At 71.3% G+C, this 24213-nt stretch carries 20 protein-coding genes; 7 read left to right on the top strand and 13 right to left on the bottom strand.

Annotation, left to right across the window (positions count from 1 at the left end; translation table 11 throughout):
* The first annotated feature begins 1 nt into the window (after position 1).
* Positions 2-1027 (top strand): ribosome small subunit-dependent GTPase A, encoded by a 1026-nt coding sequence (gene rsgA / locus ACT4N7_RS16220; RefSeq protein ID WP_444829567.1) that lies wholly within the window; start codon positions 2-4, stop codon positions 1025-1027.
* Positions 1028-1107: 80 nt separating this feature from the next.
* The gene (locus tag ACT4N7_RS16215) at positions 1108-1911 is read left to right on the top strand and encodes a hypothetical protein (RefSeq protein WP_444829566.1); all 804 of its coding nucleotides are present in this window, start codon (positions 1108-1110) and stop codon (positions 1909-1911) included.
* A gap of 52 nt (positions 1912-1963) precedes the next feature.
* On the opposite strand, the gene pruA is transcribed toward ACT4N7_RS16215, so the two are convergent.
* The 3 genes from pruA to ACT4N7_RS16200 all read right to left on the bottom strand — a co-directional run bounded on the left by pruA (position 1964) and on the right by ACT4N7_RS16200 (position 5631).
* On the bottom strand, positions 1964-3592 hold the full coding sequence (gene pruA / locus ACT4N7_RS16210) for an L-glutamate gamma-semialdehyde dehydrogenase (RefSeq protein WP_444829565.1): 1629 nt from the start codon (positions 3590-3592) through the stop codon (positions 1964-1966).
* A gap of 121 nt (positions 3593-3713) precedes the next feature.
* Positions 3714-4217: a DUF6912 family protein gene (locus ACT4N7_RS16205; protein ID WP_444829564.1), complete on the bottom strand. Its 504-nt coding sequence runs from the start codon at positions 4215-4217 to the stop codon at positions 3714-3716.
* 4 nt (positions 4218-4221) lie between these two features.
* Positions 4222-5631 carry a WS/DGAT/MGAT family O-acyltransferase gene (locus ACT4N7_RS16200; RefSeq protein WP_444829563.1) on the bottom strand — a complete coding sequence of 470 codons (1410 nt, stop codon included), beginning with the start codon at positions 5629-5631 and terminating at the stop codon, positions 4222-4224.
* Positions 5632-5714: 83 nt separating this feature from the next.
* Here ACT4N7_RS16200 and ACT4N7_RS16195 point away from each other — a divergent pair, with 83 nt between their 5' ends.
* Together ACT4N7_RS16195 and ACT4N7_RS16190 are read left to right on the top strand one after the other, a co-directional pair.
* Entirely contained in the window at positions 5715-6476 is a 762-nt protein-coding gene (locus tag ACT4N7_RS16195) for a TrmH family RNA methyltransferase (RefSeq protein ID WP_444829562.1), read from the top strand.
* A 157-nt stretch (positions 6477-6633) separates the two neighbouring features.
* Positions 6634-7122, top strand: a complete 489-nt coding sequence (locus ACT4N7_RS16190) for an Rv3235 family protein (RefSeq protein ID WP_444829561.1) — start codon at positions 6634-6636, stop codon at positions 7120-7122.
* Between the two features lie 55 nt (positions 7123-7177).
* Here ACT4N7_RS16190 and ACT4N7_RS16185 read toward each other — a convergent pair whose 3' ends face one another.
* On the bottom strand, positions 7178-8446 hold the full coding sequence (locus ACT4N7_RS16185) for a hypothetical protein (RefSeq protein WP_444829560.1): 1269 nt from the start codon (positions 8444-8446) through the stop codon (positions 7178-7180).
* A gap of 146 nt (positions 8447-8592) precedes the next feature.
* Between ACT4N7_RS16185 and ACT4N7_RS16180 the strand changes: the two genes are divergently transcribed.
* On the top strand, positions 8593-11613 hold the full coding sequence (locus ACT4N7_RS16180) for a BTAD domain-containing putative transcriptional regulator (RefSeq protein ID WP_444829559.1): 3021 nt from the start codon (positions 8593-8595) through the stop codon (positions 11611-11613).
* On the opposite strand, the gene ACT4N7_RS16175 is transcribed toward ACT4N7_RS16180, so the two are convergent.
* The 7 genes from ACT4N7_RS16175 to mtrA form a co-directional block, all read right to left on the bottom strand.
* Positions 11597-12382: a Calx-beta domain-containing protein gene (locus tag ACT4N7_RS16175; RefSeq protein ID WP_444829558.1), complete on the bottom strand. Its 786-nt coding sequence runs from the start codon at positions 12380-12382 to the stop codon at positions 11597-11599. The two genes, ACT4N7_RS16180 and ACT4N7_RS16175, sit on opposite strands and share 17 nt — an antisense overlap.
* Before the next feature lie 166 nt (positions 12383-12548).
* Positions 12549-15512 (bottom strand): preprotein translocase subunit SecA, encoded by a 2964-nt coding sequence (gene secA, locus ACT4N7_RS16170; protein ID WP_444829557.1) that lies wholly within the window; start codon positions 15510-15512, stop codon positions 12549-12551.
* A gap of 216 nt (positions 15513-15728) precedes the next feature.
* Positions 15729-16400 (bottom strand): ribosome hibernation-promoting factor, HPF/YfiA family, encoded by a 672-nt coding sequence (hpf, locus tag ACT4N7_RS16165; protein WP_444829556.1) that lies wholly within the window; start codon positions 16398-16400, stop codon positions 15729-15731.
* Between the two features lie 525 nt (positions 16401-16925).
* Positions 16926-17594: a ComF family protein gene (locus ACT4N7_RS16160; RefSeq protein WP_444829555.1), complete on the bottom strand. Its 669-nt coding sequence runs from the start codon at positions 17592-17594 to the stop codon at positions 16926-16928.
* A gap of 55 nt (positions 17595-17649) precedes the next feature.
* Complete coding sequence (locus tag ACT4N7_RS16155) at positions 17650-19383, bottom strand: LpqB family beta-propeller domain-containing protein (protein WP_444829554.1); 1734 nt, start codon at positions 19381-19383, stop codon at positions 17650-17652.
* Positions 19380-21065 (bottom strand): MtrAB system histidine kinase MtrB, encoded by a 1686-nt coding sequence (gene mtrB / locus ACT4N7_RS16150; RefSeq protein ID WP_444829553.1) that lies wholly within the window; start codon positions 21063-21065, stop codon positions 19380-19382. Before mtrB ends, ACT4N7_RS16155 begins: the two co-directional genes overlap by 4 nt.
* A 25-nt stretch (positions 21066-21090) precedes the next feature.
* Positions 21091-21768, bottom strand: coding sequence for an MtrAB system response regulator MtrA (gene mtrA, locus ACT4N7_RS16145; protein ID WP_444829552.1), 678 nt, complete (start codon positions 21766-21768; stop codon positions 21091-21093).
* Positions 21769-21872: 104 nt separating this feature from the next.
* Between mtrA and ACT4N7_RS16140 the strand changes: the two genes are divergently transcribed.
* A complete protein-coding gene (locus tag ACT4N7_RS16140; RefSeq protein ID WP_444829551.1) occupies positions 21873-22349 on the top strand; it encodes a VOC family protein in 477 nt (158 codons plus the stop codon).
* Here ACT4N7_RS16140 and ACT4N7_RS16135 read toward each other — a convergent pair.
* Both ACT4N7_RS16135 and ACT4N7_RS16130 read right to left on the bottom strand, forming a co-directional pair.
* Positions 22346-22990 (bottom strand): dTMP kinase, encoded by a 645-nt coding sequence (locus tag ACT4N7_RS16135; RefSeq protein ID WP_444829550.1) that lies wholly within the window; start codon positions 22988-22990, stop codon positions 22346-22348. The two genes, ACT4N7_RS16140 and ACT4N7_RS16135, sit on opposite strands and share 4 nt — an antisense overlap.
* Entirely contained in the window at positions 22978-23919 is a 942-nt protein-coding gene (locus ACT4N7_RS16130; protein ID WP_444829549.1) for a hypothetical protein, read from the bottom strand. The genes ACT4N7_RS16135 and ACT4N7_RS16130 overlap by 13 nt, the downstream gene beginning before the upstream one ends.
* Between ACT4N7_RS16130 and ACT4N7_RS16125 the strand changes: the two genes are divergently transcribed.
* Positions 23920-24213, top strand: a 294-nt coding sequence (locus ACT4N7_RS16125) for a hypothetical protein (RefSeq protein WP_444829548.1), incomplete at its 3' end; no start/stop codon positions are given.

Here is a 24213-nt window from a genome sequence, read left to right as displayed (position 1 = left end):
CGTGACCGGCCGGGGCAAGCGCGGCGACTGGAGCAAGCTCGACGAGACCGACGTCCGGGTACGCCCAGGTCGGGGCACACGGCCGCGCAGCAAGCGCCGCCCCGAGCACGCCGACGCGGTCGCCGCGATGGTCGTCGGCAAGGACCGAGGGCGCTGGACGTGCGCGGTCGACCGCGACCCCGGCCACCTCGTGGTCGCGATGCGGGCCCGCGAGATGGGCCGCACGTCTGTCGTCATCGGCGACTCGGTGGACCTTGTCGGCGACACCTCGGGCGCGCACGACACCCTGGCCCGCATCGTCCGGGTCGCCGAGCGCGACAGCGTGCTGCGGCGTACCGCCGACGACACCGACCCGTTCGAGCGGGTCGTGGTGGCCAACGCCGAGCAGTTGCTCATCGTGTGCGCGCTGGCCGACCCGCCGCCGCGCACCGGGTTCATCGACAGGTGTCTGGTCGCGGCTTTCGCGGGCGGGCTGGCCCCGGTGCTGTGCCTGACCAAGGCCGACCTGGCCGACCCGAGCGAGCTGCTCGCCGGGTATGCCGAGCTGGATCTGCCGGTCGTGGTCACGCGGCACGACGAGGACCCCGCCGACCTGCACAGTTGGCTCACCGACCGGGTGTCCGCGCTGGTCGGGCACTCCGGGGTGGGCAAGTCGACCCTGGTGAACCGGCTGGTGCCGGACGCCGCGCGGGCCATCGGCGTGGTCAGCGCGGTCGGCAAGGGCAGGCACACCTCGACCACGGCGGTCGCGCTGCCGCTGCCCGGCGGCGGCTGGGTGATCGACACCCCCGGCATCCGGTCGTTCGGGCTGGCGCACATCAAGCCGAACGACATCGTGGCGGCGTTCGAGGAGTTCGTGGCGCCCGCCGAGGAGTGTCCGCCGGGCTGCGGCCACCTCGGCGCGCCGGAGGACCCGGACTGCGTGCTCGACTCGGTTGTCGCCGACGGCGAGGCCACCCCCGGCAGGCTGGCGTCCCTGCGCAGGCTGCTGGGCTCGAAGGCCGGTGTCGACGAGCACCCGGAGTGAGCCGGGGGGCAACCGCCGGGGGTCGCCACACGTCAATTAGGTTCGACGGGACACTTCACTTTCAAGGGGGACATCGCTTCATGCGTAGCACGAAACTGCTGGTCTGCGGTGCGGCGTTGGCCGCTGTGACGCTGACCGCGTGCACCTCGGCCGACAACTCCGCCCCGACCGGCGGCGGCACGAACACCGAGGCAAAGGCGGGCGGCCAGGCGGGCTTCGACAGCCTCAAGTCGCTCAGCGACGCGGTCGCGCAGAAGAGCAACAGCGCCAAGAGCGCGCACATGACGTTCACCGGCGGGGTGGGCGGGGAGACCCTGGAGGGCCAGGGCGACTTCAGCTTCGCGGGCGAGGACACCGCGATGCGGATGACGATGGCCACGCCCCAGGGCGAGATCACCGTCCTGTTCGTGGACAACGCCCTCTACCTCAAGACCGGGCAGGAGCTGGAGCCCGGCAAGCCGTGGCTCAAGCTGGACCTGGGCGGCACCAACCCGCTGGGCAACTCGTTCGACTCGGTCAAGGACACCGACCCGCGCAAGATGCTGGCGCAGCTCACCGAGAGCGGCGAGATCAAGTCGGTCAAGGCCGACCAGATCGACGGCAAGGCGACCACGCACTACTCGATCGTGGTCGACGTGGCCAAGCTGAAGGACAAGGACCTCGGCATGGACAAGGCGGCCATCGCCGAGCTGCAGAAGTCGGGCGTGAAAACCATCCCGATCGAGGTCTGGGTCGACGGCGACAGCCTGCCGGTCCGCTTCATCACCGAGGTCCCGGCCGCAGGCCAGAACGCCAAGATCCAGGCCGACTACAGCGACTGGGGCAAGGCCGTGGAGATCAAGGCTCCCCCGGCGGCCGAGGTCGCCGAATTCCCCGGCGGCTGACCCCGCGACGCTCCCCGGGACATGTCCACAGAGGACATGTCCCGGGAGTGCGTCAGCCCATGTGCGGGTAGCGGTGGTCGGTCGCGGGGACGAAGGTCTCCTTGATCGACCGGGGGCTCACCCAGCGCTGCAGGTTGTAGATCGAGCCCGCCTTGTCGTTGGTGCCCGACGCCCGGCTGCCGCCGAAGGGCTGTTGGCCGACGACGGCACCGGTCGGCTTGTCGTTGACGTAGAAGTTGCCCGCCGCGAACCGCAGCGCCCGGTGCGCCTGCTCGACGGCGGCCCGGTCGGTGGCGAACACCGCGCCGGTCAGCGCGTAGGGCGACGACGAGTCGACCAGCTCCAGCACCTTCGCGTATTCGGCGTCGTCATAGACGTGCACGGCGAGAATCGGGCCGAAGTACTCGGTGGTGAACACGTCCTGCAGCGGGTCGCTGCCCAGCAGCACCGTCGGCTGCACGAAGTAGCCCACGGAATCGTCGGCGGTCCCGCCTGCCAGTACCTCGATGGACGAATTCGCCGCCGCCGCCGACAGGGCTTCGGAATGCTTGGCGAAGGCGCGGGAATCGATGACGGCCCCACCGAAATGCGCGAAGTCGGTGACGTCGCCGTAGGACAGCGAATTCACCGTGTCGACAAGCTGCTCGCGCACCCCGCCCTCCCACAGCGACCGCGCGATGTAGGCGCGTGACGCGGCGGAGCACTTCTGTCCCTGGTACTCGAACGCGCCGCGCACCAGCCCGGTGACCACGGCGTCCGCGTCGGCCGACGGGTGCGCGACAACGAAGTCCTTGCCACCGGTCTCCCCCACGATGCGCGGGTAGGACCGGTAGGTGTCGAGGTTGTCCCCGATGAGCCGCCACAGGTTCTTGAACGTCCTGGTGGAGCCGGTGAAGTGCAGCCCGGCGAAGTCCGGGTCGGTGAGCGCGACCTCGCTGAGCGCGGCGCCGTCCCCGGTGACCAGGTTGATCACACCGGGGGGCAACCCGGCGGCCTCCAGCAGCCGCATGGTGTGGTGCGCGGCCAGCGCCTGCGTCGGCGACGGCTTCCACACCACGGTGTTGCCCATCAGCGCGGGCGCGGTGGGCAGGTTGCCCGCGATGGCGGTGAAGTTGAACGGGGTGATCGCGGTGACGAAGCCGTCGAGGGGGCGGTGGTCGAACCGGTTCCACATGCCCGGCGCCGACTCCGGCTGCTCCTGGAGCAGCCTGCGGGCGAAGGCGACGTTGTAGCGCCAGAAGTCGATCAGCTCGCAGGCCGCGTCGATCTCGGCCTGCTGCGCGGACTTCGACTGGCCGAGGATGGTGGCGGCGTTGAGCGTGGCCCGCGACGGCCCGGCGAGCAGGTCGGCGGCGCGCAGCAGCACGGCGGCGCGCTCGTCGAAGGGCAGCTCGCGCCAGCCGGGGGCGGCCTTCTTCGCGGCGGCGACCGCGTCGGCCACGTCGCGGGTGGTGGCCTGGGCGGTGACACCGAGGACGTGCCGGTGGTCGTGCGGCTGGACCACGTCGACCAGCGGGCCCCCGGCCATCCGCTGCGCACCGCCGATGGTCATGGTGAGTTCGGCCTGCTCGGACTCCAACTCGGCGATCCGCGCCTGGAGCGAGTCGCGCTCGGCGGACCCGGGGGCATAGGAGCGGATCGGCTCGTTGATCGGCTCGGGAACGGACGAAACGGCGTCCATCGTGTGGCTCGCCTCCCTGTGACTCGGCTTCGACGTCGGCGCGGGTGAGCGCGCTCGTGGCCGCCGCTCACCCCGGGCCGACATCCTGTCATGGGATGTACCGGATGATCGGGCCGGTGGCCTACATCAGCTCCAGCAGGAACGGCAACTCCTGCGGGGCGTACCAGGCCAGGTCGTGGTCCTCGGCGTCGCCGAGGGTGAATTCGGCGTCCGGGTCGCCCAGGTCGGCGGCGTCGACCACGGCGGCGGCGGCCTGGACCGCGCCCTCGGCCTCCTCGGTGTCGAAGTGGATCGCGGCGATCGCCTTGAGCGGGATCGGGCCCGCCAGCTTGACCACCGAGTAGTCCAGGTCGGGGCGCAGCAGCGCGCCGTCGACGTCGGCGGAGACCACGGCGCGGCGCATGAGCGTGTCGGACTCGCTCATCAGCTCGGTGTTGAGCAGCCGCAGCGACGCGCGGGCCGCGTCGAGCATGGCCGCGTACTCCAACTCCTCGTCGCCGCCGGTCGCGTAGGACTCGCGCAGCGCGGGGGTCAGGGCGAACGCGGTGTTGCCGATCGCGGACAGCTCCCCGTCGGCGTTCAGCGCGCGCAGCATGACCACCGTCGCCGGTACGTACACCCTCAAATCATCACGCTCTCACGGTCGTCAACAGTTCCTCTACCGACTCTTCCAGCATCCTCGCCAGCACGTCCACATCGGACATGGCCGCCCGGTCGCCGGTCAGCCCGAAGTACACCCCGCCGTCGTAGGAGGTGACCCCGATGGCCAGCGCCTGGTTGCGGCCCAGCGGCATCACCGGGAACATCTCGGTCATCCGCGCGTTGCCCGCGTAGAGCGGGATCTGCGGGCCGGGGACGTTGGTGACCACCAGGTTGAAGATCCGCTGGGAGAACGACGCCGCCGCCCGCGCGCCAAGCGAGTGCAGCGTGGGCGGGGCGAACCCGCCGACGCGCAGCAGCGCCGTGGCGGCCACCGAGCGCACGGAGTCGTTGTGCGCGTGCATGGCGTGGCTGATGTGTTGCAGCCGCACGAACGCGTTCGGCTCCCCCACCGGCAGGTCGACGAGCTGCGCGGTCACCTTGTTGCCGAGCATCCCCGGCACCGTCCCGTCGGCGTCGTCGTCGCGCACGGCCAGCGGCACCAGCGCGCGCACCACAGTGGACGAGGTGACCTGCTCGCCCCGGGACAGCAGCCACGAGCGCAGCCCACCCGCGACGACGGCCAGCACCACGTCGTGCACGGTGCCGCCGTGGACCGCGCGGACGCCGCGCAGGTCGTCCAGCCGGGCCCGGGCGACGGCGAACAGGCGGGCCTTGCTGACGGCGGCGTTGAGCGGGCCCGCGGGCGCCGGGCTGGCGGCGATGCCGATCGCGGACACCAGGGTGCCGACGAGCCCGGCGAGCTTCTGCGTGGTCGCCACGGCGTCGGTGACCGCGGAGCGCACGTTCTCCACGATCTCGCGCGGGCGCTGCACCGTCTCGGCGACGGCGTCGAGCACCAACCGGGACGGGCCGGGCATCCGGCGGGGCAGCCACGGGTCGTCGGGCGCCGAGTCGGGGATCTGCGGGGTGGCGTCCAGGATGACCTGGCCGAAGTCGATCGTGCGGATGCCGTCGACCAGCGCCTGGTGGGTCTTGGTGACCAGGGCGACGTGCCCGCGGGCCAGGCCCTCGACCAGGTACGCCTCCCACAGCGGGCGGGTCTGGTCGAGCGGGCGCGCCAGCAGCCGCCCGACCAGGTCGAACAACTGCTCGTCGCTGCCCGGGCGGGGCAGCGCCGAGCGGCGCACGTGGTAGGCGACGTCGAAGCCGGGGTCGTCCACCCAGACCGGGCGGGCCAGGTGCCCGGGCACCTCGACGACCTTCTGCCGGTAGCGCGGCACCAGCGGCAGCCGCTGTTCGATCAGCGAGACGAGCTGGGCGTAGGCGAAGCCGGACTTGGGCCTGCGGAACACCGCCACCCCGCCGACGTGCATCGGCGTCGACTGGTCCTCCAGGTACAGAAAGGAGGCGTCGAGGGCGGACAGACGGTCAGGCATGGGCCGATCCTGACACATGGTGATGTCGACACAGCGGTGCTGAGGCAGTGATGTCCACACAGCGGCGTGCGATGCTGCGTGCTGTGTCTCACGACCTGTCACCCAAGGACCGATTCGTCACCGTCTACGGCCGCAAGCCGGTGCTGGAGGCGCTGGCCGACGAGCGGCTGTCGGTGGACAAGGTCGTGCTCGCCGACAACGCGCACGGCGTCGCCGCGCGGGAGATCATCGATGCCGCCCGCGGCCGCGGCGTGCCGGTCCAGCGGGCCACCCCGCATCGGGTGAAAGTGTTGGCGGGCAACGGAAAGCAGGACCAGGGCGTGCTCGCCGACGTCGTCGCGCCGCGGATGCGCAGGCTCGCCGACGCGCTCGCGGGCAAGTCGGCGCCGCGCAGTGTGCTGCTGCTCGACGGCATCACCACGCCCGCGAACGTGGGCATGATCCTGCGCACGGCGACCGCCGCCGGGATCGGCGGCATCGTGGTCCCGCGCCGCGGCGTCGCCACGATCGACCCGATGGTGGTGAAGGCCTCGGCCGGTGTGGCGTTCAGCGCACCCGTGCTGCGCTGCGCCACGGCCGAGGAGGCGGCGGCCGACCTGCGGGCGGCGGGCTATCCGCTCTACGGCATGGACGCGGGCGCCCGGCGGTCGGTGTTCACGGCGGAACTGCCCGATCGGGTGGCGTTCGTGCTGGGCAGTGAGTCCGATGGCGTCAGCGCGGGCGTGCGCCCGCACGTCAACCGGTGGGTGTCGATCCCGATGGCGGGCGGGGTGGAGTCGCTCAACGTGGCCAGCGCGGCCGCGGTGCTGTGCTTCGAACTGGTCCGGCGGGGTTCAGCCGCATAGCGGGACTCCAGTTCGTCCATTGTGGATTCGCGGCGTCTCGTACACCACCGCTGTCGATCCTGCCGGGTTTCGCATCGGATTCACCCCATGAGTTGGCAGCCGTCCCCATCCGGCCCGCGGCCCGCTCAGTTCCGTGAGTCGGAACCAGGGGGGACACATGGTGCTGTTGAGCACGCTGCCGGAGTACGAGCCGCCGGTGCTGGGGGAACACGAGCCGCCGTGGTCGACGCCCGCGCCGCGGCCGGAGCGGCGGGTGGTCGAGCTGTCGTGGACGCGCGCGGACGCCCCGGTGCGCGACGAGCCGGGCGCCGCCCGGAACGCGCTGTGGCGGTTGATGACACTGCTCCTGGAGGCCCTCGACGGGCGCCGCCCGCTCGCCCAGCTCCGCGGCGCGATGGACGCCCCGGTGTACGAGGCGATGCTGACCCGCGTCCGGGTGTCCGGGGGCAGCAGGCACCGGCTGCTGTCGCTGCACACCTGTCGGGTGGGGCCGGGGGCGGTGGAGCTGTGCGCGTCGGTGCGGGTGTGGGCCACGTGCAGGCCGGACGGGTGGCGCGGGATGTCGGTCGCGGGGCGGGTCGAGCTGGTGGGCGGGACGTGGCGGTGCACCGCCCTACGGCCGCTGCTGCCGGGGACGGTGCCGTGAGCAGTGAGCTGCCCGGGCGGACCAAGGTCCACCCGGGCGGCTCACCTCGCACTGGTCAGGTCGTCTTCAGCTCCCAGTGGATGTTCGCCTTGTAGATGCCGTCCGCGCTCCAGTCGCCGGTGTCCTGGTAGAAGGTCGACGTGTGGGTGCCCGTGCGCCAGTTGTCCCAGCCCGAGGTGACCCCGTTGTCGTACTTGTAGGCCCACACCGACGGCAGCTTCACCGAGACCGTCACCGGCTTGAACAGGTCGTCGTAGAACAGCGAGATGATCCAGCCGACGAAGCTGGTCACCAGCCAGGCCACGATCTGGCCCAGCGCCTCGGCGAGGGCCGGGCCGATGAACGCGCTCGTCGCGCCCGCGACGGCCTGCGCGATCGCCTGCTGCACCTTGTCCTTGACCTTCGCCCAGGCCGTGTTGAGCATGTCCGCGAAGCCGCCGTTGTCCTCCTCGACCATCATCATGGCCATCACGTACTTGCGCGGGTACGCGCCGGGCTCGATCGGGAAGTGCACATAGGACTTGCCGGGCGCGGCGTAGACGAACGACTCGCCCTGGTCGAAGCCGTCGTAGGCGGGCACGACGAACCGGGAGACCTTCTTGGTGGTGCCGTCGTTGTCGACGCTGACGCCGCCCATCGCGATCTCGTCGGAGCCGGGCCAGTTGATGTCGGTCTCCTCGACACACTTGACCTTCTCCAGCCGCAGCCGCAGGTCGGTGACCTTGGGCAGGGCGGCCCACTGCTGCGGCGGGATGCCACTGGCCTTGAGGTACTGCATATGCGCGGTGTCCTCGGCCCGCGACTCCCGCTCGATGCGGTCGGCGATGGACTGGATGTCCACCCGCAGCCCGTCCCGGTTCACCGCGACCTTGTCGAACGCGCCGTCGAAGCCGAGCCGGGCGAACTCGGCCGGGGTGAGCGCGGCCGACTTGCCGAACTCGCGGGCGACCGAGTCCTTCGAGTCGAGCAGCCGGGTCGACTCCGCCTTCGCCTTGTCCCGGACGCCTTCCGGCGCGGCGGCGAACGCGGCGGCCAGGTCGGCCTCCACGGTGCCTTCCCGGTAGGCGGCCGGGTCCTGGTTGGCGGCCACGACCGCCATGGCGTACTTGAACGTGTCGGTGGCGTCCTGGGCGATGGTGGCCAGGGCGGGGGTGTCCCGCAGGGAATCCACCGGGGGCGGCGGCGGGTACTCGATGAAATCGGACGGGCGCGGCGGCTCCTGCGCGACGGCCTGGGCCTGCACCAGGCCCGCCGTCAGGCACACCGCGGCCAGCGCGGCGACGGCGACGACGCCCCTGCTGCGCCCGGAGGTGGTGATCGACATCGGACTGCTCCCTCTGCTGTGTCGAGCGGACCCCTCGCCCGCTCGTCGAATGTCGTCAGCAGACAGCGGCCCGGCTGCGGACCGGTTGCGGTTGGGTTGTGAGGGGGTGCCCTAAGCTCACGGTGACCACACGGCCGGGAGTGCGGATGATCGAGCAAGGCTTACCCGACCTGCGCGTTCTCGGACCGATCGAGGTCGTCGGCCCGGCCGGACCGGCCGCGCTGCTCGGCGGCAGGCAGCGGGCCGTGCTCGCCGCGCTCGCCCTGCATCCGGGCACGATGCTGCCGTTCACCCGACTGGTCGACGCGCTCTGGGGCGAGGACCCGCCGCGTACCGCCGTGAAGACGCTGCACAGCCACGTCGCCCGCATCCGGCAGGCGCTCGCGGCGTGCGGGCTGCCGCCGATGCTGGTCACCCGGGAGCCCGGATACGTGCTGACCGCGGCGCGGTCGTCGGTCGACGCGCACCTGTTCACCGAGCGGGTCGAGCGCGCCCGCACACTGCGCGCGGGCGGTTCGCTCGACGACGCGGCGGCCGAACTCCGCGCGGCGGTCGCCCTGTGGCGCGGCGACGCGCTGGCCGACGCGCCGGTCGAGGGCTGGGCGGCGGGCGAGGTCGACCGGCTGCACGAACTTCGACTGTCCACTTTGGAGGAACTGTTCGACGTCGAGGTCTGGATCGGCAGGCAGCACGAGGTGCTCAACGCCGTGTCGGGTCTCCAGGCCGAGCACCCGACCCGCGAGCGGCTCACCGGGATCTACATGCTCGCGCTCTACCGGGCGGGTCGGCAGGCCGAGGCTTTGGCCGCCTACCAACGACTTCGGCGCACTCTCGCCGACCAGCTCGGCGTCGACCCTGGCCCCGAGGTGTCCGAACTGCACACCGCGATCCTGCGTCGTGACTCCACTTTGGACGCACCGCCCGCCGTCCCGATCACCACGGCGTCCACCGCCATCGTGCCCGCGCAGCTTCCGGCGCGGGTCGGCCACTTCACCGGCCGCGACGACGAGATCCGGGCGCTGGACACCCTGCTGGCCACCGAGGACGACCTGCCGATCGCGGTGATCTGTGGCCCGGCGGGCATGGGGAAGACCTCGCTCGCCATCCAGTGGGCGCACCAGGCGACCCGCGCCTTCCCGGACGGGCACCTGTTCCTCGACCTGCGCGGCCACGATCCGAAGTCCGCGCTGTCCGGCGACGACGCCCTCACCCACATCCTGCACAGCCTCGACGTGCCAGACGACCGGATGCCGACCTCACCGCAGGAGAAGTCCGCGCTCTACCGGACTCTGGTCAGCGGCAGGCGGTTCCTCATCGTGGTGGACAACGTCGGCCGCGCCGACGACGTCCTCCCGTTGGTCCCAAGTGGACGGAACCTGCTGGTGGTGACCAGCCGCAGCAGCCTCGCCGCGCTGTCCACCCGGCACGCGCTGCGGGTGATCGCGGTCGACGCGCTCACCCACGACGCCGCGATCTCCTTGTTGGGCAGCGTGTTGGGCGTCGACCGGGTCGAACGGGAAGCCGATCCGGCGGCCTGGCTGGCCCGGCTGTGCGGCGGGATGCCGCTGGCGCTGCGGATCGCCGCGGCCCGGCTGGTCGGACACCCGAAGCGGCCGATCGCCGAGTTCGCCGCGGAACTGGACAGCACCGCGGGCAGGCTCGACAGCCTGGCCGTGGAGGGTGACGCCAGAACCGTGCGCGCGGTACTTGCCAGCGCCTACCACCCGCTGGCCGCGCAGCCTGCCACGCTGTTCCGCAGGCTCGGCCTGCACCCGGGTCCGACGTTCAGCACCCACCTCGGCGCCGCGGTGTGCGGGGTCGACCGGTCGGTCGGCGGCCACGCGCTCGACGAGCTGTCCATCGCCCACCTGGTCACCGCCGTCGGCGCGGACCGGTACCGCTTCCATGACCTGACAAGGGTTTTCGCGCGCCAGTGCGCGACCCCGGACGAGCCTGCCGACGTCGGCGAGCGGCTGTTCGACTGGTACCTGCTGATCGCGCACCGAGCGAACCAGCTCGTCAACCCGGCCCGGGACGTGGTCACCCCGACCATCCGCTTCCCGGACGCGATCGTCCCGTTCGAGGACGACCAGCACGCCGCCCTCGCGTTCCTCGACGCCGAGCGGGACAACTTCCTGCCGGTGGTGCAGCACGCCCGCGAGACCGGGCGGCTCGCGCACGCCTGGGAGCTGACCTACCTGCTGACCAGCTTCTACGAGGCCACCGGCCACTGGCACGAGCGGATCGACCTGTGCCGCCAGGGTGCCGCCGCGGCGGCCGACCTCGGCGATCCCCGGGCCGAGAGCGAAATGCTGCGCGCGCTGGGGGTCGCGTTCTTCATGACCCGCAGGCTCCAGGACGCGCTGGACACCAACACCCGCGCCCTGGCCGTCGTCCGGCGCGCGGGCGACCTGGCTGGCGAAGGCCACATCCACAACAACATCGCCAACGCCTACGCCGAACTGCGCCGCTTCGACGACGCCATCACCGCCCACCAGCAGGCCGTCGACCGGTGCGCCGAGGCGGGCAACGAGCTGGGATTGGCGCTGTCCAGGCGAAATCTCGGCCACACCTACATCCGAATGGGCAAGGCGGAGCTGAGTGTGCCGCCGCTTTCGGCCGCCCTCAAGGCTTTTCGCGACCTGGGTATCGCCAGGCTGGAGGCCAACACCCTGGACACCCTCGGCGAGGCATACCTGCAACGCGAGGACTTCACCCTGGCACTGCACCACTTCGACTCGGCCGTCGCGATCAGCCGGGACATCGGCGACCGCTGGCTGGAATGGGAGACCCTGCTCGACGCGGGCCTGGTTCACCTGGCACGCAAGGACTTCCCCGCCGCCGTGGACCACTTCCGCCAAGCCCTGGCCATCACCCGCGACGTCGGCGACCGACACAGCGAAGCGTCGGTCCTCAACCAACTCGGCCGCACCCACCTGCTGGCGGGCGACCTCACCGCCGCCCGCCACCACCTCGAACTCGCCGGCACCGTCCGAGCCCGGGTCCCCGACCACTTCGAGGAAGCCCACCTACACCGCGACCTCGCCGACCTCGCCGCCCGGACCGGCGACCCGGCCGCCGCCGCCGACCACCGGTCCCGAGCCGTCCGGCTCTACCAGCAGGCGAACGCGACGGCCGAGGCCGAGGCGCTCACTGCTGCGGAATGACCGTCACGGTCGACTTGGGGTTGCCGATCGTGCCCGTGGACGGGTCGCTGATCACGAGCCCGAACTCCTCGACGCGCTCGCCGCGCTCGTCGGGCAGGAGCTGCACGGTCACCGCCGCCGCGTTCTTGCCCGCCGGGATGGTCACCAAGCCCGCATCGATCCCGACGAAGTCGACCCCGGCCTTGGCGGTCCCGTCGACGGTCGAGACGCTCACGGTGACGGGCGCGTTCGCGACGGCGTTGATGCTGACGGTGACCTTGCAGGCGTGCGGGGTCCAGCAGACCTTCCCGCCCTGGATGTCGACCACGACCGGACCCCACACGCGGCCGTCGTCATCGCCGACGATGCCGATGCCGACATCCCGACTGCGATCGATCGTCACGCCGACGGGGTTCGACAGCACGACGGTGAAGTTCTCGTCGTCCTCGGGGGCGACGTCGCGGAACACCTCCACGGTGACTGTCTTGGCGACCGACTGGCCGGTCCAGTACAAGACCCCGTCGCCCGCCGCGTAGTCGCCGCCCGGGACTGTGGCCGTCCCGTCGAGGGTCTTCCAGGCCACCGACCCGTTGGCGTCGCACCCGGTCGTCGTGGTCGCCGAGACGGTGAACGTCATCAGCGTGCTCCCGCCGTTCGACCCCTCGTGGGCGAACACGTTGTTGACGCCGACCGTCGTCGTGCACCCCGCCGCCGTGGCGCCGGGCACCACCGCCACCAACGCACCAATGACGACCACGGTGGACAGGAGCCCCTTGACCAGCGATTTCATGTTTCCCCCTCCAGGGAGTGTCGGCCGCCCACACGGCTCGGCCCATTGATAGACGCCGTGGGTTGTGGCTCGGTTGTGGCGGGGGAAGGTTGCCGGGCGGCAACCCCGAGGCCACCTGCCGGACGTCGCCGTCGGGCAGGTGGCCTCGGGGGTGGATCGCGGACGGTCAGCGGCGCGGGGCCTTGCGGCCGCCCTTCTTCGCGTCGTTGCGGGCGGCCTGGCGGCGTTCGCGGCGAGTGCCGCCCGCGCCACCCGGGGCGCCGTTGGTCGTGCCGTCGCTGTGGGACTCGACGCCGCCGCCCTCGGACGGGCCGCTGTAGCTCAGCCGCTGCTCGCCCGGGCCGTCGAGGCCCCGCCCGCGCAGCGCGGGCGGAAGCTGGTCGGCGCGGGTCGCGGCGGCGGCCTGCTCGGCCTGGGCGCGCTGCTGGGCGGCCTGCGCGCGGACCTGCCGCTCTTGCAGCTCGGCCTGCCGGGCGGCCACCTCGGGGTTGACGGTGGGGAGCGCGGTCGGCGTCGCCGAGAGCTGGACGGCGGGTTCGGCGGGCTCGACCGGCACGCTGTAGAGCATGCCGACCGACTCCTCCCGCAGCGCGTCGAGCATCGCGGCGAACATGTCGAAGCCCTCACGCTGGTACTCGATCAGCGGGTCGCGCTGGGCCATCGCCCGCAGGCCGATGCCCTCCTTGAGGTAGTCCATCTCGTAGAGGTGCTCGCGCCACTTGCGGTCGAGCACCGAGAGCATGACGCGGCGCTCCAGCTCGCGCATCGCGCCCGCGCCGACCTTGCCGTCGATCTCGGTCTCGCGCGCCTCGTACGCCGACATGGCGTCGTCGAGCAGTTCGCGGCGCAGGAAGTCGTGGTCCATGTCGGCGCCGTCGTGCTCGGCGCGGTCGTTGAGGTCTTCCCAGTCCACACCGACCGGGTACAGCGTCTTGAGCGCCGTCCACAGCTTCTCGTGATCCCAGTCCTCGGCGTAGCCCTCGGCCGTGGCGCCCCGGACGTAGGCGGTGATCACGTCGGAGACCATGTGCCCGATCTGCTCCTGCAGATCCTCGCCCTTCAGCACGCGCAGCCGCTCGCCGTAGATCACCTTGCGCTGCTTGTTCATCACCTCGTCGTACTTGAGGACGTTCTTGCGGATCTCGAAGTTCTGCCGTTCGAGCTGGGTCTGCGCGCTCTGGATCGCGCGGGTGACCATCTTCGCCTCGATCGGCTGGTCGTCGGGCACCCCCAGGGTCTCCATCACCCGCTCGACCAGGACCGCGTTGAACCGGCGCATCAGCTCGTCGCCGAGGGACAGGTAGAACCGGGACTCGCCCGGGTCGCCCTGGCGGCCGGAGCGGCCGCGGAGCTGGTTGTCGATCCGCCGCGACTCGTGCCGCTCGGTGCCCAGCACGTAGAGCCCGCCAGCGGCCATGACCTCGATCTTCTCGGCCTTGACCTCTTCCTCGGCCTTCTCCAGCGCGCCCGGCAGCGCGGCGCGCCACTCGTCCGGGGTGTCGGTCGGGTCGAGCCCGCGCGCGCGCAGCACCTCCTCGGCGATGTGCTGCGGGTTGCCGCCCAACACGATGTCGGTGCCGCGGCCCGCCATGTTGGTCGCGATGGTGACCGCGCCCTTGTGCCCGGCCTGGGCGACGATCGCGGACTCCTTCTCGTGGTGCTTGGCGTTGAGCACGTTGTGCCTGATGCCTTGGCGCACCAGCAGCTTCGACAGGTACTCCGACCGCTCCACGTTGGTCGTGCCGACCAGCACCGGCTGGCCCTGCTCGTGCCGCTCGGCGATGTCCTCGGCGACCGCGAGGAACTTCGCCTCCTCGGTCTTGTAGATCAGGTCGGCCTGGTCCTTGCGGACCATGTCGCGGTTGGTCGGGATGGTCACCACACCGAGCTTGTAGGTGGCGCCGAACTCGGCCGCCTCGGTCTGCGCGGTACCGGTCATGCCCGCGAGCTTGTCGTAGAGGCGGAAGTAGTTCTGCAGCGTGATCGTGCCGAGGGTTTGGTTCTCGGCCTTGATCTCGACGCCCTCCTTGGCCTCGATGGCCTGGTGCATGCCCTCGTTGTAGCGGCGGCCCGCCAGCACGCGGCCGGTGAACTCGTCCACGATGAGCACCTCGCCGTCGCGGACGATGTACTCCTTGTCCTTCTCGTAGAAGACCTTGGCCTTGAGGGAGTTGTTCAGGTAGCCGACCAGCGGGGTGTTCCCGGCCTCGTAGAGGTTGTCGATGCCGAGCTGGTCCTCGACGAACGAGACGCCCTTGTCGGTGACGCCGATGGTGCGCCGCTTGCGGTCGAACTCGTAGTGGTACCGGTTGCTGGCTTCGGCGATCTCGGCGAGCTGCTTGGTCTCGGACATCACCGTGATGTCCATGCCCTTCATCCTCGGCGCGAGGCGGGCGAACTCGACATACCAGCGGTACGACGTCGAGTCGGTCGGGCCGGAGATGATCAAGGGCGTGCGGGCCTCGTCGATGAGGATGGAGTCGACCTCGTCGACGATGGCGTAGTTGTGGCCGCGCTGGACCATGTCGTCCAGGGTCCACGCCATGTTGTCGCGCAGGTAGTCGAAACCGAACTCGTTGTTGGTGCCGTAGGTGATGTCGCACTCGTAGGCCGCGCGGCGCTCCGCCGGGGCCTTCTCCGAGAGGATCACGCCGACGCTCAGGCCGAGGAACCGGTGGATCCGGCCCATCCACTCCGCGTCGCGCTTGGCCAGGTAGTCGTTGACCGTGACCGCGTGCACGCCGAGGCCGGACAGGGCGTTGAGGTAGGCGGCGAGCACGCCGGTCAGCGTCTTGCCCTCACCCGTGCGCATCTCGGCGACGTTGCCCAGGTGCAGCGCCGCGCCGCCCATCACCTGTACGTCGAAGTGGCGCTGGCCCAGCACCCGCTTCGCGGCCTCGCGGGCCACGGCGAACGCCTCGGGCAGCAGCTCGTCGAGGGCGTCGGCGCCATTGAGCCCGTTTTTGACGAACTCGGCGTAGCGCGCGCGGAACTCGTCGGTCTTGGCCGCGAGCTGGCCGTCGGTGAGGGGAATGACCTCGCGCTCCAGCGAGTTGACCGCCGCTTTGATCTTGTGCAGATGCTTGAGCGTCTTGCCCTCGCCCGTGCGCAGAATTCGGGACAGCACCATCGGAGTCGAACCTCGCTAGCTGATAGTCGTGCGCCCGCCGCGGACGCTCCTGTACGTCATCGTAGGCAACCCGCTGCTCGGCGTGCACCGACGGCGCCGCGCAGCTACTCGGATGGCCTCCCACCTCAGCACCAACGTGTCAGCACGCCCGCGGGTTCCGCACGCGCCGGTGCCCCGGAGCCGAGGGCTCCGGGGCACCGGATCGGGTGGCAGCGGTCAGACCAGCTTGATCACGCCGTAGTCGAACCCCCGGCGCCGATAGACGACGCTGGGCTGCCCGGACTCGGCGTCGGCGAACAGGTAGAAGTCGTGTCCGACCAGTTCCATCTCGTAGAGGGCCTGGTCGACGGTCATGGGCTTGGCCGGGTGCTCCTTCTCTCGGACGATGCGGCCGGGGAGGTTGTCGGCAGCGTCGGTGGAGTCCTCCCAGCGCTGCTCGGGGAACTCCGAGAGTCCTTCGTACTCGGGTGCGTCGAGCACCGCGGTCTGCGCGGAACGCCTGCCGTTCGTCTCGCTCCTCGTGGGGGAGCCGAGGGCAGCGGCGGAAGTCGCCTCCGCTACGGAGGCCGGGCTGCGTCGCCCGTGGTGAACACGCCTGCGGTCGTGCAGGCGGCGGAGCCGGTTTTCGAGTTTCGTCACCGCGAGGTCCAGCGCTGCGTAGAAGTCGCCCGCACACGCCTCGGCCCGTACGGCCGGGCCCTTGCCTTTACCGGTGATCTCGACACGCTGACAGTTCTTCGACTGCCTGCGGTTGGGCTCATGGAACAGCTCCACGTCGAAGCGGATGACCTTGCGGTCGTAGCGCTCCAGACGGGTCAGCTTGTCCTCGACGTGCACTCGGTAGTGCTCCGGCACCTCGACGTTACGGCCCTTAACCACGATGTCCATACACGACCTCCCTCGCTGCTTGCGAGCGTTGGTTTTCCGCCGAAACCTGCGGCGCCGGACTGTCTGGACGAACCTCCAGAACGGGGCGTGACCTGCGGAGATGATCTCCGGGAGTGGTCAACGCGCCTCCGGCGCCATGGTCATGGGCTACTCGCCTCCTCCCTGCCAACCGGGAACGTTGATAGCGCAGCACGTTAGCCCGGGTTTCGATTCCGCAACAGCCCCCGAGGCGGGGGACATCCGTCCGCGACCGAGAATTACCGCCCGCGACGACGCCGCTGGTGGATAAGGCCATGGGCGTCGGGAGGCGGCCGGACGGGTGGTCCTACTTTCACCCCGACGGCCCATGGCGAACGGCCGACCGGCGTAGTACAGAGAGACGTCGGCTGGGGCCGAACGCACCAGCCGACTACTCGTCACTGTCTTCGCGCGAAGCCGCATATCTGGCCAACGGCGCGGAACGATCTAGGGTTCCCGGCCACGTTCACTCGTGTGGGGGTATGGGAACTTCCCACCAGGTGGGAGTCAGCCGGTCGCGGTGAAGGCCAGCACGGCGACGACGGGGTGACCGGCCGCGGTGAGTGCGGCGGTGCACGCGGCGGCTGTCGCGCCCGTGGTGACCACGTCGTCGATGAGGATGACCGGCGTGCCCGGCGGTGGTGCGCCCGCCGGGTTCATCGACAGCCTGCCGCGGAGGTTGGCGGCGCGGGCCGCCCGCCCCAGCCCGACGGAGTCCCTGGCGCCCGCGCCGAGCCGCAGGGCGGGGGCGACGCGGGTGGCGGTGCCCGCGGCGGCCAGCAGACGGGCCGCGTGGCAGGCCACGGCGGTCACGTGGTTACCGCCGCGGCGTCGGGCGGCGGCGGTGCGGGAGGGCACCGGCACCAGCCACAGCGCGCAGGCGGCAGGCATCGGGACGCGGTCGGCGAGGCGGGGCAGGGCTTCGGCCAGGGCCGCGCCCATGGCACCGGCCAGCTCCCGCCTGCCCCGGTCCTTGTAGGCCAGCACCATGCGGCGCGCGGGGCCGCCGTACGGCGCCAGGGCGAAGACCGGCGGGCCCTTCGCGGTGGCGGTGCGTTCGACGGCGAACAGGCCGCGGGCGGAGTCGGCGCAGATGGGACACCAGCAGGTGCCCGGCAACGCGCAGCCGGCGCAGCGGCGGGGCAGGACCAGGTCGAGGACCGCTTCCAGGATCATGGCGCCAGCATCCCCGCGGACACCGACAGATCCGCGTCAGTCGTCACAGGCACGCTCAGCCCGGGTAGAACGGCAGCGACCGCGGGCCCTGGCCATGCTGGTGGACCTGCCAGACCTTGCCCGCCTCCTGGGTGGACCACATGCCCGACCCATCGGTCACGACCGCGGAGCGGCTCGGCGCGGCGGTGATCGCGGTGACCGGCAGGGTCAGGATCGAGCTGTTGTACGGGGTGTAGGTCAGCCCGTCGATAGGGACGCTGGCGACGGGCAGGGCGCTCTGCTCGGTGGCCACGATCAGGGTGACCCGGTCGAGCCAGTCGAGGCCGATGACGCCCTTGAACAGGCCGTCCTGCAGGGTGCTCGGCGGCCGGATCACCACGGCGTCGTTGGTGCGCACGACGGCGGCGACCTTGACCTCGCCGTTGACCACGGCGGCCACCCGCACACCGTCGCGGGAAAGCCGCAACTGGGTGATGGTGCCGCCGTCGCGGGTGAGTTCGGACGCGTCGACCGGGAAGCTGCGCCAGCTTCCGTCCGCGGTGCGGACCGCGCGGACCACGACCGTGCCGTCCTGCACGGTCCACACCTCGTTGCTGCCGTTCTCGTCGCCGTCGCCGGGCAGCCAGGTGGGTCTGGTCAGCGTGGCGGACGGGGACAGGGCGACCTCGGGCAGCTCCCCGTTGGTCCGCCCGACGCGCAACCGCATGCCCGCTGGGCCGCGTTCGACCACGGCGAGCTGGCCGCCGTCGAGGGACTGGGCGGCGCTGGCGATGTCGTACGCGCCCGCGCCCGCGGGCCCCTCGACCGGTTTGCCGTCGCGCATCGAGCGGAGTTTGCCGTCCACGACGACGAGGCCGAGCAGGTCGGGCTTGAGTGACGCGTCGTAGGAGCCGACGTCGCTGGGGCGCCAGTCCTCCTGGCCGGGGATCAAGGAGCGGCCCTCGGTGAGCAGCCGCAGCGGGCTGGAGGTGACCTCGCGCAGCGAGTTGACGATCTGCGCGACCATGCGCTGTTTGTCCTCGGCGGACTTGGTGACCTGGGTGAGGTTGATCAGAATCGCGCCGTCGGCCTCCTGCACCACGTTGGTGCGCAGCCCGACCCCCTCGAACTGGGTGCGCACCGCGCCCTTGAGCTGGTCGGACGGGCCCGCGAGCAGCAGGTTGACCACGCGGCCCTCCAGCCCCTCCTGCGGCTCGATCTCCACATAGCGCGGGTCGGACACCATGACGCGCTGCTCGGGGTCGAAGAACTGCAGGTTGACCCGCCGGTAGCTGGCCTTGAACACGGACTCCGTGATCAGCAGCCCGTCCGGCGGGGCGGAGATGCGCCACTGCAGGTCGGGCTGGCGCTGCACGTTGATCCGCAGGTCGACCTGCTGCACGCTGGGGAAGAACGACCGGTCCGTGGCGAGCCGCCCGACCTGCTTGGCCGAGAGCACCACGGCCTGCTCGTTGACCCCGCCGTTGGTGCTGGGCTCCTGCACCGACAGCGGCCGCGTCTTGACCCCGTCCTCCACGATGGTCAACTGGCGGTCGCGCGGCCAGTCCTGCTTGGCCGCCTCGGTGAGGTAGGTGGCCGCCGCCTCCGGCCTGCCCGAACGGTCGATGAACTCCTGGACCAGCGGGTACAGGTCGAGGTCGGGGGTGGGCTTGCGGATCGGGCGGGGCTGCTCGGCGGGCGCGTCCAGCACCACCTTGGGCAGCGTCTGGTCCGGGATGTTCGCGCAGCCCGCGAGCACCACCGCGGACAGCAGCGCGAGGACTGTGGTTGTCGCCGAAGTCCTTGTCACGGATACACCTCCTCGGGCACCGCGAGCGGCTGCTGGGCGGCCTGGGTGACCGGCCGGACGTCGGCGGGCGGCAGCGGCAGCGGGCTCACCGCATAGTCGACGTCCTGGCGTCGGGGCAGCGTGAGCCGGAAGCAGGCGCCCTGGCCGGGCTCGCCCCAGGCGTCGAGGCCGCCGCCGTGCAGGCGGGCGTCCTCCATGCTGATGGCCAGGCCGAGGCCGGTGCCGCCGGTGTGCCGGTTGCGCGACGGGTCGGCGCGCCAGAACCGGTTGAACACCAGCTCGGCCTCGCCCGTGCGCAGGCCGACGCCGTGATCGCGGACGGTGACCGCGACGGCGTCGTCGCTGCTCGCCATCCGCAGCTCGACCGGCCTGCCCTCGCCGTGGTCGATGGCGTTGGCCAGCAGGTTGCGCATGATCCGCTCGACGCGGCGCGACTCGACCTCGGCATCGACCTCGTCCTCCGGCAGGTCGAGCACGATCTCCGAGCCCGCCTTGCGCGCGATGACCCGGACCGACTCGACCGCGCGGCGCGCGATGGTGCGCAGGTCGGCGTACTCGGAGACGAGTTCCTCCACGCCCGCGTCGAGCCGGGAGATCTCCAGCAGGTCGGCGAGCAACGTCTCGAACCGGTCCAGCTCGTCGACGAGCAGCTCGGTGGAGCGGGCGAGCCCGGCGGGGAACTGTTTGCGCGAGGCGTGCAGCACGTCGGCGGCCATCCTGACGGTGGTGAGCGGGGTGCGCAGCTCGTGCGAGACGTCGGAGGTGAACCGGCGCTGGAGCTGGCCGAACTCCTCCAACTGGCGGATCTGGCGCTCGATGCTCTCGGCCATCTCGTTGTAGGACTGGGCCAGCCGCGCCACGTCGTCCTCGCCCGCGACCACCATGCGCTCGTCCAGCTCGCCGTCGGCGAACCGCTCGGCGGCGCGGGCGGCGCGGCGGACCGGCAGCACGACCTGCCGGGTGACCAGGTTGGTGATGCCCGCGAGCAGCAGCAGCAGCACGAGCCCGCCGACGAGCAGGGTGCTCTGCACGACGCTGATGGTGCTCTGCTCGGCGGCGAGCGGGTAGAGCATGTAGAGCTGCAGCGCGGGGGCCGTGGTGGTGACGGGGGCGCCGACCATCAGGAAGGTCAGCCGCTCGTTGTCGCGGTCGACGGTGTAGATCTGGGAGACCGTGCGGTCCGGGCTGGACAGCACGAACTCGCGCAGGGACTTCGGCACGTCCTCGTAGGGCCCGGCGAAGCTGACGTTGTCGGGCGCCAGGTTGGGTGCGTCGTTGACCAGCACCGGCTCGAACGCGCCTGCCGAGCCCGCGCCGGACTGCTGGTCGGGCGAGGTGCTGGTCAGCTTGTTCAGCGCGCTGGCCAGCCGGTTGGCTATCGCGTCGGAGTTGGGGCTGATGCCGACCAGTTCGCGCTCGGCGATCTGCACGGCCGCGCGGGTCTGGTCGACGGCGGCGAGTTCCTTGGCGCTGAGCAGCCGCTCGGTGATCTGATTTTGCAGGACCATACCGAGCACGAACACGACGGCCGAGCCGAGCGCAAGCGTGCTGACCACGACCCGCAACTGCAGCGAGCGGCGCCACAGGTCGCCGAACGCGGCTGAGCGCCGCCTGCCGTTGGCGATCAGCTCCCCAACGGCGACGGCAAGCTCACGGGAACGCCTGGTGAGAAACTCCGTCACCTGACTCCCATGGGAAATGCCCCAGTCACGGGGGGCCCGCCTTGTAGCCGACGCCGCGGACCGTCAGCACGACCTCGGGGTGCTCCGGGTCGCGCTCGACCTTCGAGCGCAGCCGCTGCACGTGCACGTTGACCAGCCGGGTGTCCGCCGCGTGCCGGTAGCCCCAGACCTGCTCCAGGAGCACCTCGCGGGTGAACACCTGGCGCGGCTTACGGGCCAGCGCGACGAGCAGGTCGAACTCCAGCGGGGTGAGCTGGATGGCCTTGCCGTCGCGGGTGACCTCGTGGCCGGGCACGTCGATGACGAGGTCGCCGATGCCGAGGGTCTCGGCGGGCTCGGACTCGGTGCGGCGCAGCCGGGCGCGCACCCTGGCGACGAGTTCCTTCGGCTTGAACGGCTTGACGACATAGTCATCGGCGCCGGACTCCAGGCCGAGCACGATGTCGACCGTGTCGCTCTTGGCGGTGAGCATGACGATCGGCACCCCGGACTCGCCGCGGATGGCCTTGCAGACGTCGATCCCGTTCATCCCGGGCAGCATCAGGTCGAGCAGCACCAGGTCGGGTTTGAGCTCGCGCAACGCGGGCAGCGCCCGAGCGCCGTCGGCCACCACCGCGGTGTCGAAGCCCTCGCCGCGCAACACGATGGTGAGCATCTCGGCCAGAGCCGGGTCGTCGTCCACTACCAGCACACGTGCCTTCATGAACACATCGTCGCACTGTTCCCCCGCGGGAACCCGCACCACCCGCTGATCGGCCCGACCCGGTATCGTTGAAGATTGAAACACCTCATCGATCAGGAGCGCCGATGGGCATCCGCCGACTCAACCACGCCGTCCTCTACGTCCGCGACGTCGAGCGCAGCGTCGCCTTCTACCGCGACGTGCTGGGCTTCAGGATCGTCCAGCAGCACCCGGGCGCGGTCTTCCTGCGCGCGGCGGACTCCGACAACGACCACGACCTCGGCCTGTTCGAGGTGGGTCTCGACGCCGTCGAGCCGGGCCAGGTCGGGCTCTACCACCTGGCGTGGTCGGTGCACACGCTGCCGGAGCTGGCCGAGTTCGCCAGCACCCTCGCCGCGGCGGGCGCGCTGGTCGGCTCGTCGGACCACGTGGTGTCCAAGTCGCTCTACGCCAAGGACCCGGACGGGCTGGAGTTCGAGGTGTCCTGGTTCGTCCCGCGCGAGCTGGTGACCCCGGAGATGGCGGAGACGTCCGGGGTGTCCCCGCTCGACCTGGACGCGGAGATCGCCCGCTGGGGCAGCGACCTGGTGGGCGCCGTCTAATCGGCGAGCAGGTTCTCCGTCAGCGCGCCGAGGTCGGTGCCCGCGGTGCCGTCGAGCACGTGCCACGGCGAGAGCCAGGCGTCGGCGGCGAGGCCGTCGTACACCGCGCCGCAGCGGGTCTGCAGGTCGGTGTCGGACTCCCACTTGTCGCGGGCGCGGTCGGTCTCGGTGCGCTCGCGGTGCGCGGCGCGCTCGGCGGCGACGGCGGCCGGGACGCGCAGCAGCAGTTGCGCGTGCGGCAGCGGCAGGCCGAACCGGTCGATCTCGATCGCGCGGACCCACGCCACGAACTCGCCGCGCGCGTCCTGGTGCAGGCGGGCGGCGCCGTAGGCGGCGTTGGAGGCGACGTAGCGGTCGAGCAGCAGCACGTCGTGGGTGTCCAGGTCGGCGCGCAGGTCGTCGCGGGCGCCCTGGCGGTCGATGGCGTAGAGCACGCCCATGCCGTACACCGAGTCGCTGAGGCCGCCGAGTCGGCCGTGCAGGCCGTCGTGCACGAGGTCGGCGGCCACGGACCGGCCGTAGCGCGGGAACGCCCGGGTAACCACGCTCGCGCCGCGCTCGGCGAGCGCGGCGGTCAGCTTGTCGGTCAGCGTGCGCTTGCCCGCGCCGTCCAGTCCCTCGATAACGATCAGTCGGCCCACGCCGCAGACCCTACGGCCTGGTCGAGCAGGTCCCGCCAGGTGCGCCCGCTGAGCCGCTGGGCGGCCGCGCTGACCAGGTACGCGGCCAGGTACCGCTCGACGGGAGTCACGTCGCAGACGGCGAGCAACTGGTAGAGCGCGTTGGTGGCGAATCGGTACGTCGAGAACTCCCGGGTGCCGCGCACCCGCGCGAAGCCCGCCGCCGCGAGCCCGCGGTGGTACTCGGCGAACTCGACGCGGTCCCAGTCGCGGGTGTCGCCGACGGCGGCGGCGCGGCGCCGGTAGACCGCGAGCGGGGTGTCCGCCAGCTCGCCGCGGTCGAACGCCGGGCCGAGCAGGCCGCAGGCGTCGGCGGACCAGGTGGCCCACGGCCCGGTCGGCGCGGCGACCAGCGCGCACACCGAGTCGGCGTTGCGGGTCCACTGGCGCTCGAACGCCGCCCGCAGCGCGCCGCCGGGGTCGTTGCGGAACAGGAAGTCCTCGACGTGGGAGAGGAACGACTGGTAGCCGATGGCGAGACCGCCCGGGTAGGTCGCGGCGTGCGCGGCCATCGCGGCGACGGCGTGCCGCACCCGGTCGCCGGTCGTGTCGGCCATGCGCCCCACGGTGTCCCGGACGGCGGGCACCCCCAGGCGCAGCAGGGCGGCGCGGTGCCGCACGCCGGGTTCACCGAGCAGCTCGGCCAGATCGGGCCGGTCGCCCGGTACGACCAGCACGGTGTTGTCGGGATACACCGGCCCGTACGGCGGCGGCACCAGTTCGGCCCGGCCCGCGATTTCCGCGCGCGCCACCAGCTCCGCGTCCGATATGTCCACAGTAGACGGATGGGCGGCGAGGTATAGGACGAGCCGGGCACGCGCCCGCTCGGCCGCGTCGGGCTCGGCGAACACGAGCCGCAGGTGCGGGCCGCGCAGCCAGTGTCGTTCCAAGTGGACGAACGGATTTCCTTCCAGCACAGGGAAAACGGCCGCGCGCAGCAGCGGCGCCTTCACCGGATCGCGGTAGTGGCACAGCACGTCCGGGCGGTGGCCGGGCCCCGCCGGCCCCCGCCCCCCACCCCGCCCCAAAAACGCCGACCCCCCCAACCAACCCCCCACCCACACCCCCAACACACCACCCCCCACAAAAAACAGAAACCCCACCACCACCACAAAAACGTTGAAACCAAAACGAAAAAACCCAAAAAAAAACCCAAAAAAAAAAAAAAAAAAAATAAAAAAAAA

Source organism: Actinokineospora sp. (assembly GCF_052390155.1).
Lineage (GTDB): Bacteria > Actinomycetota > Actinomycetes > Mycobacteriales > Pseudonocardiaceae > Actinokineospora.
The sequence above is the reverse complement of the archived record's forward strand: the minus strand, read 5'-3'. Positions and strand labels throughout refer to the sequence as shown.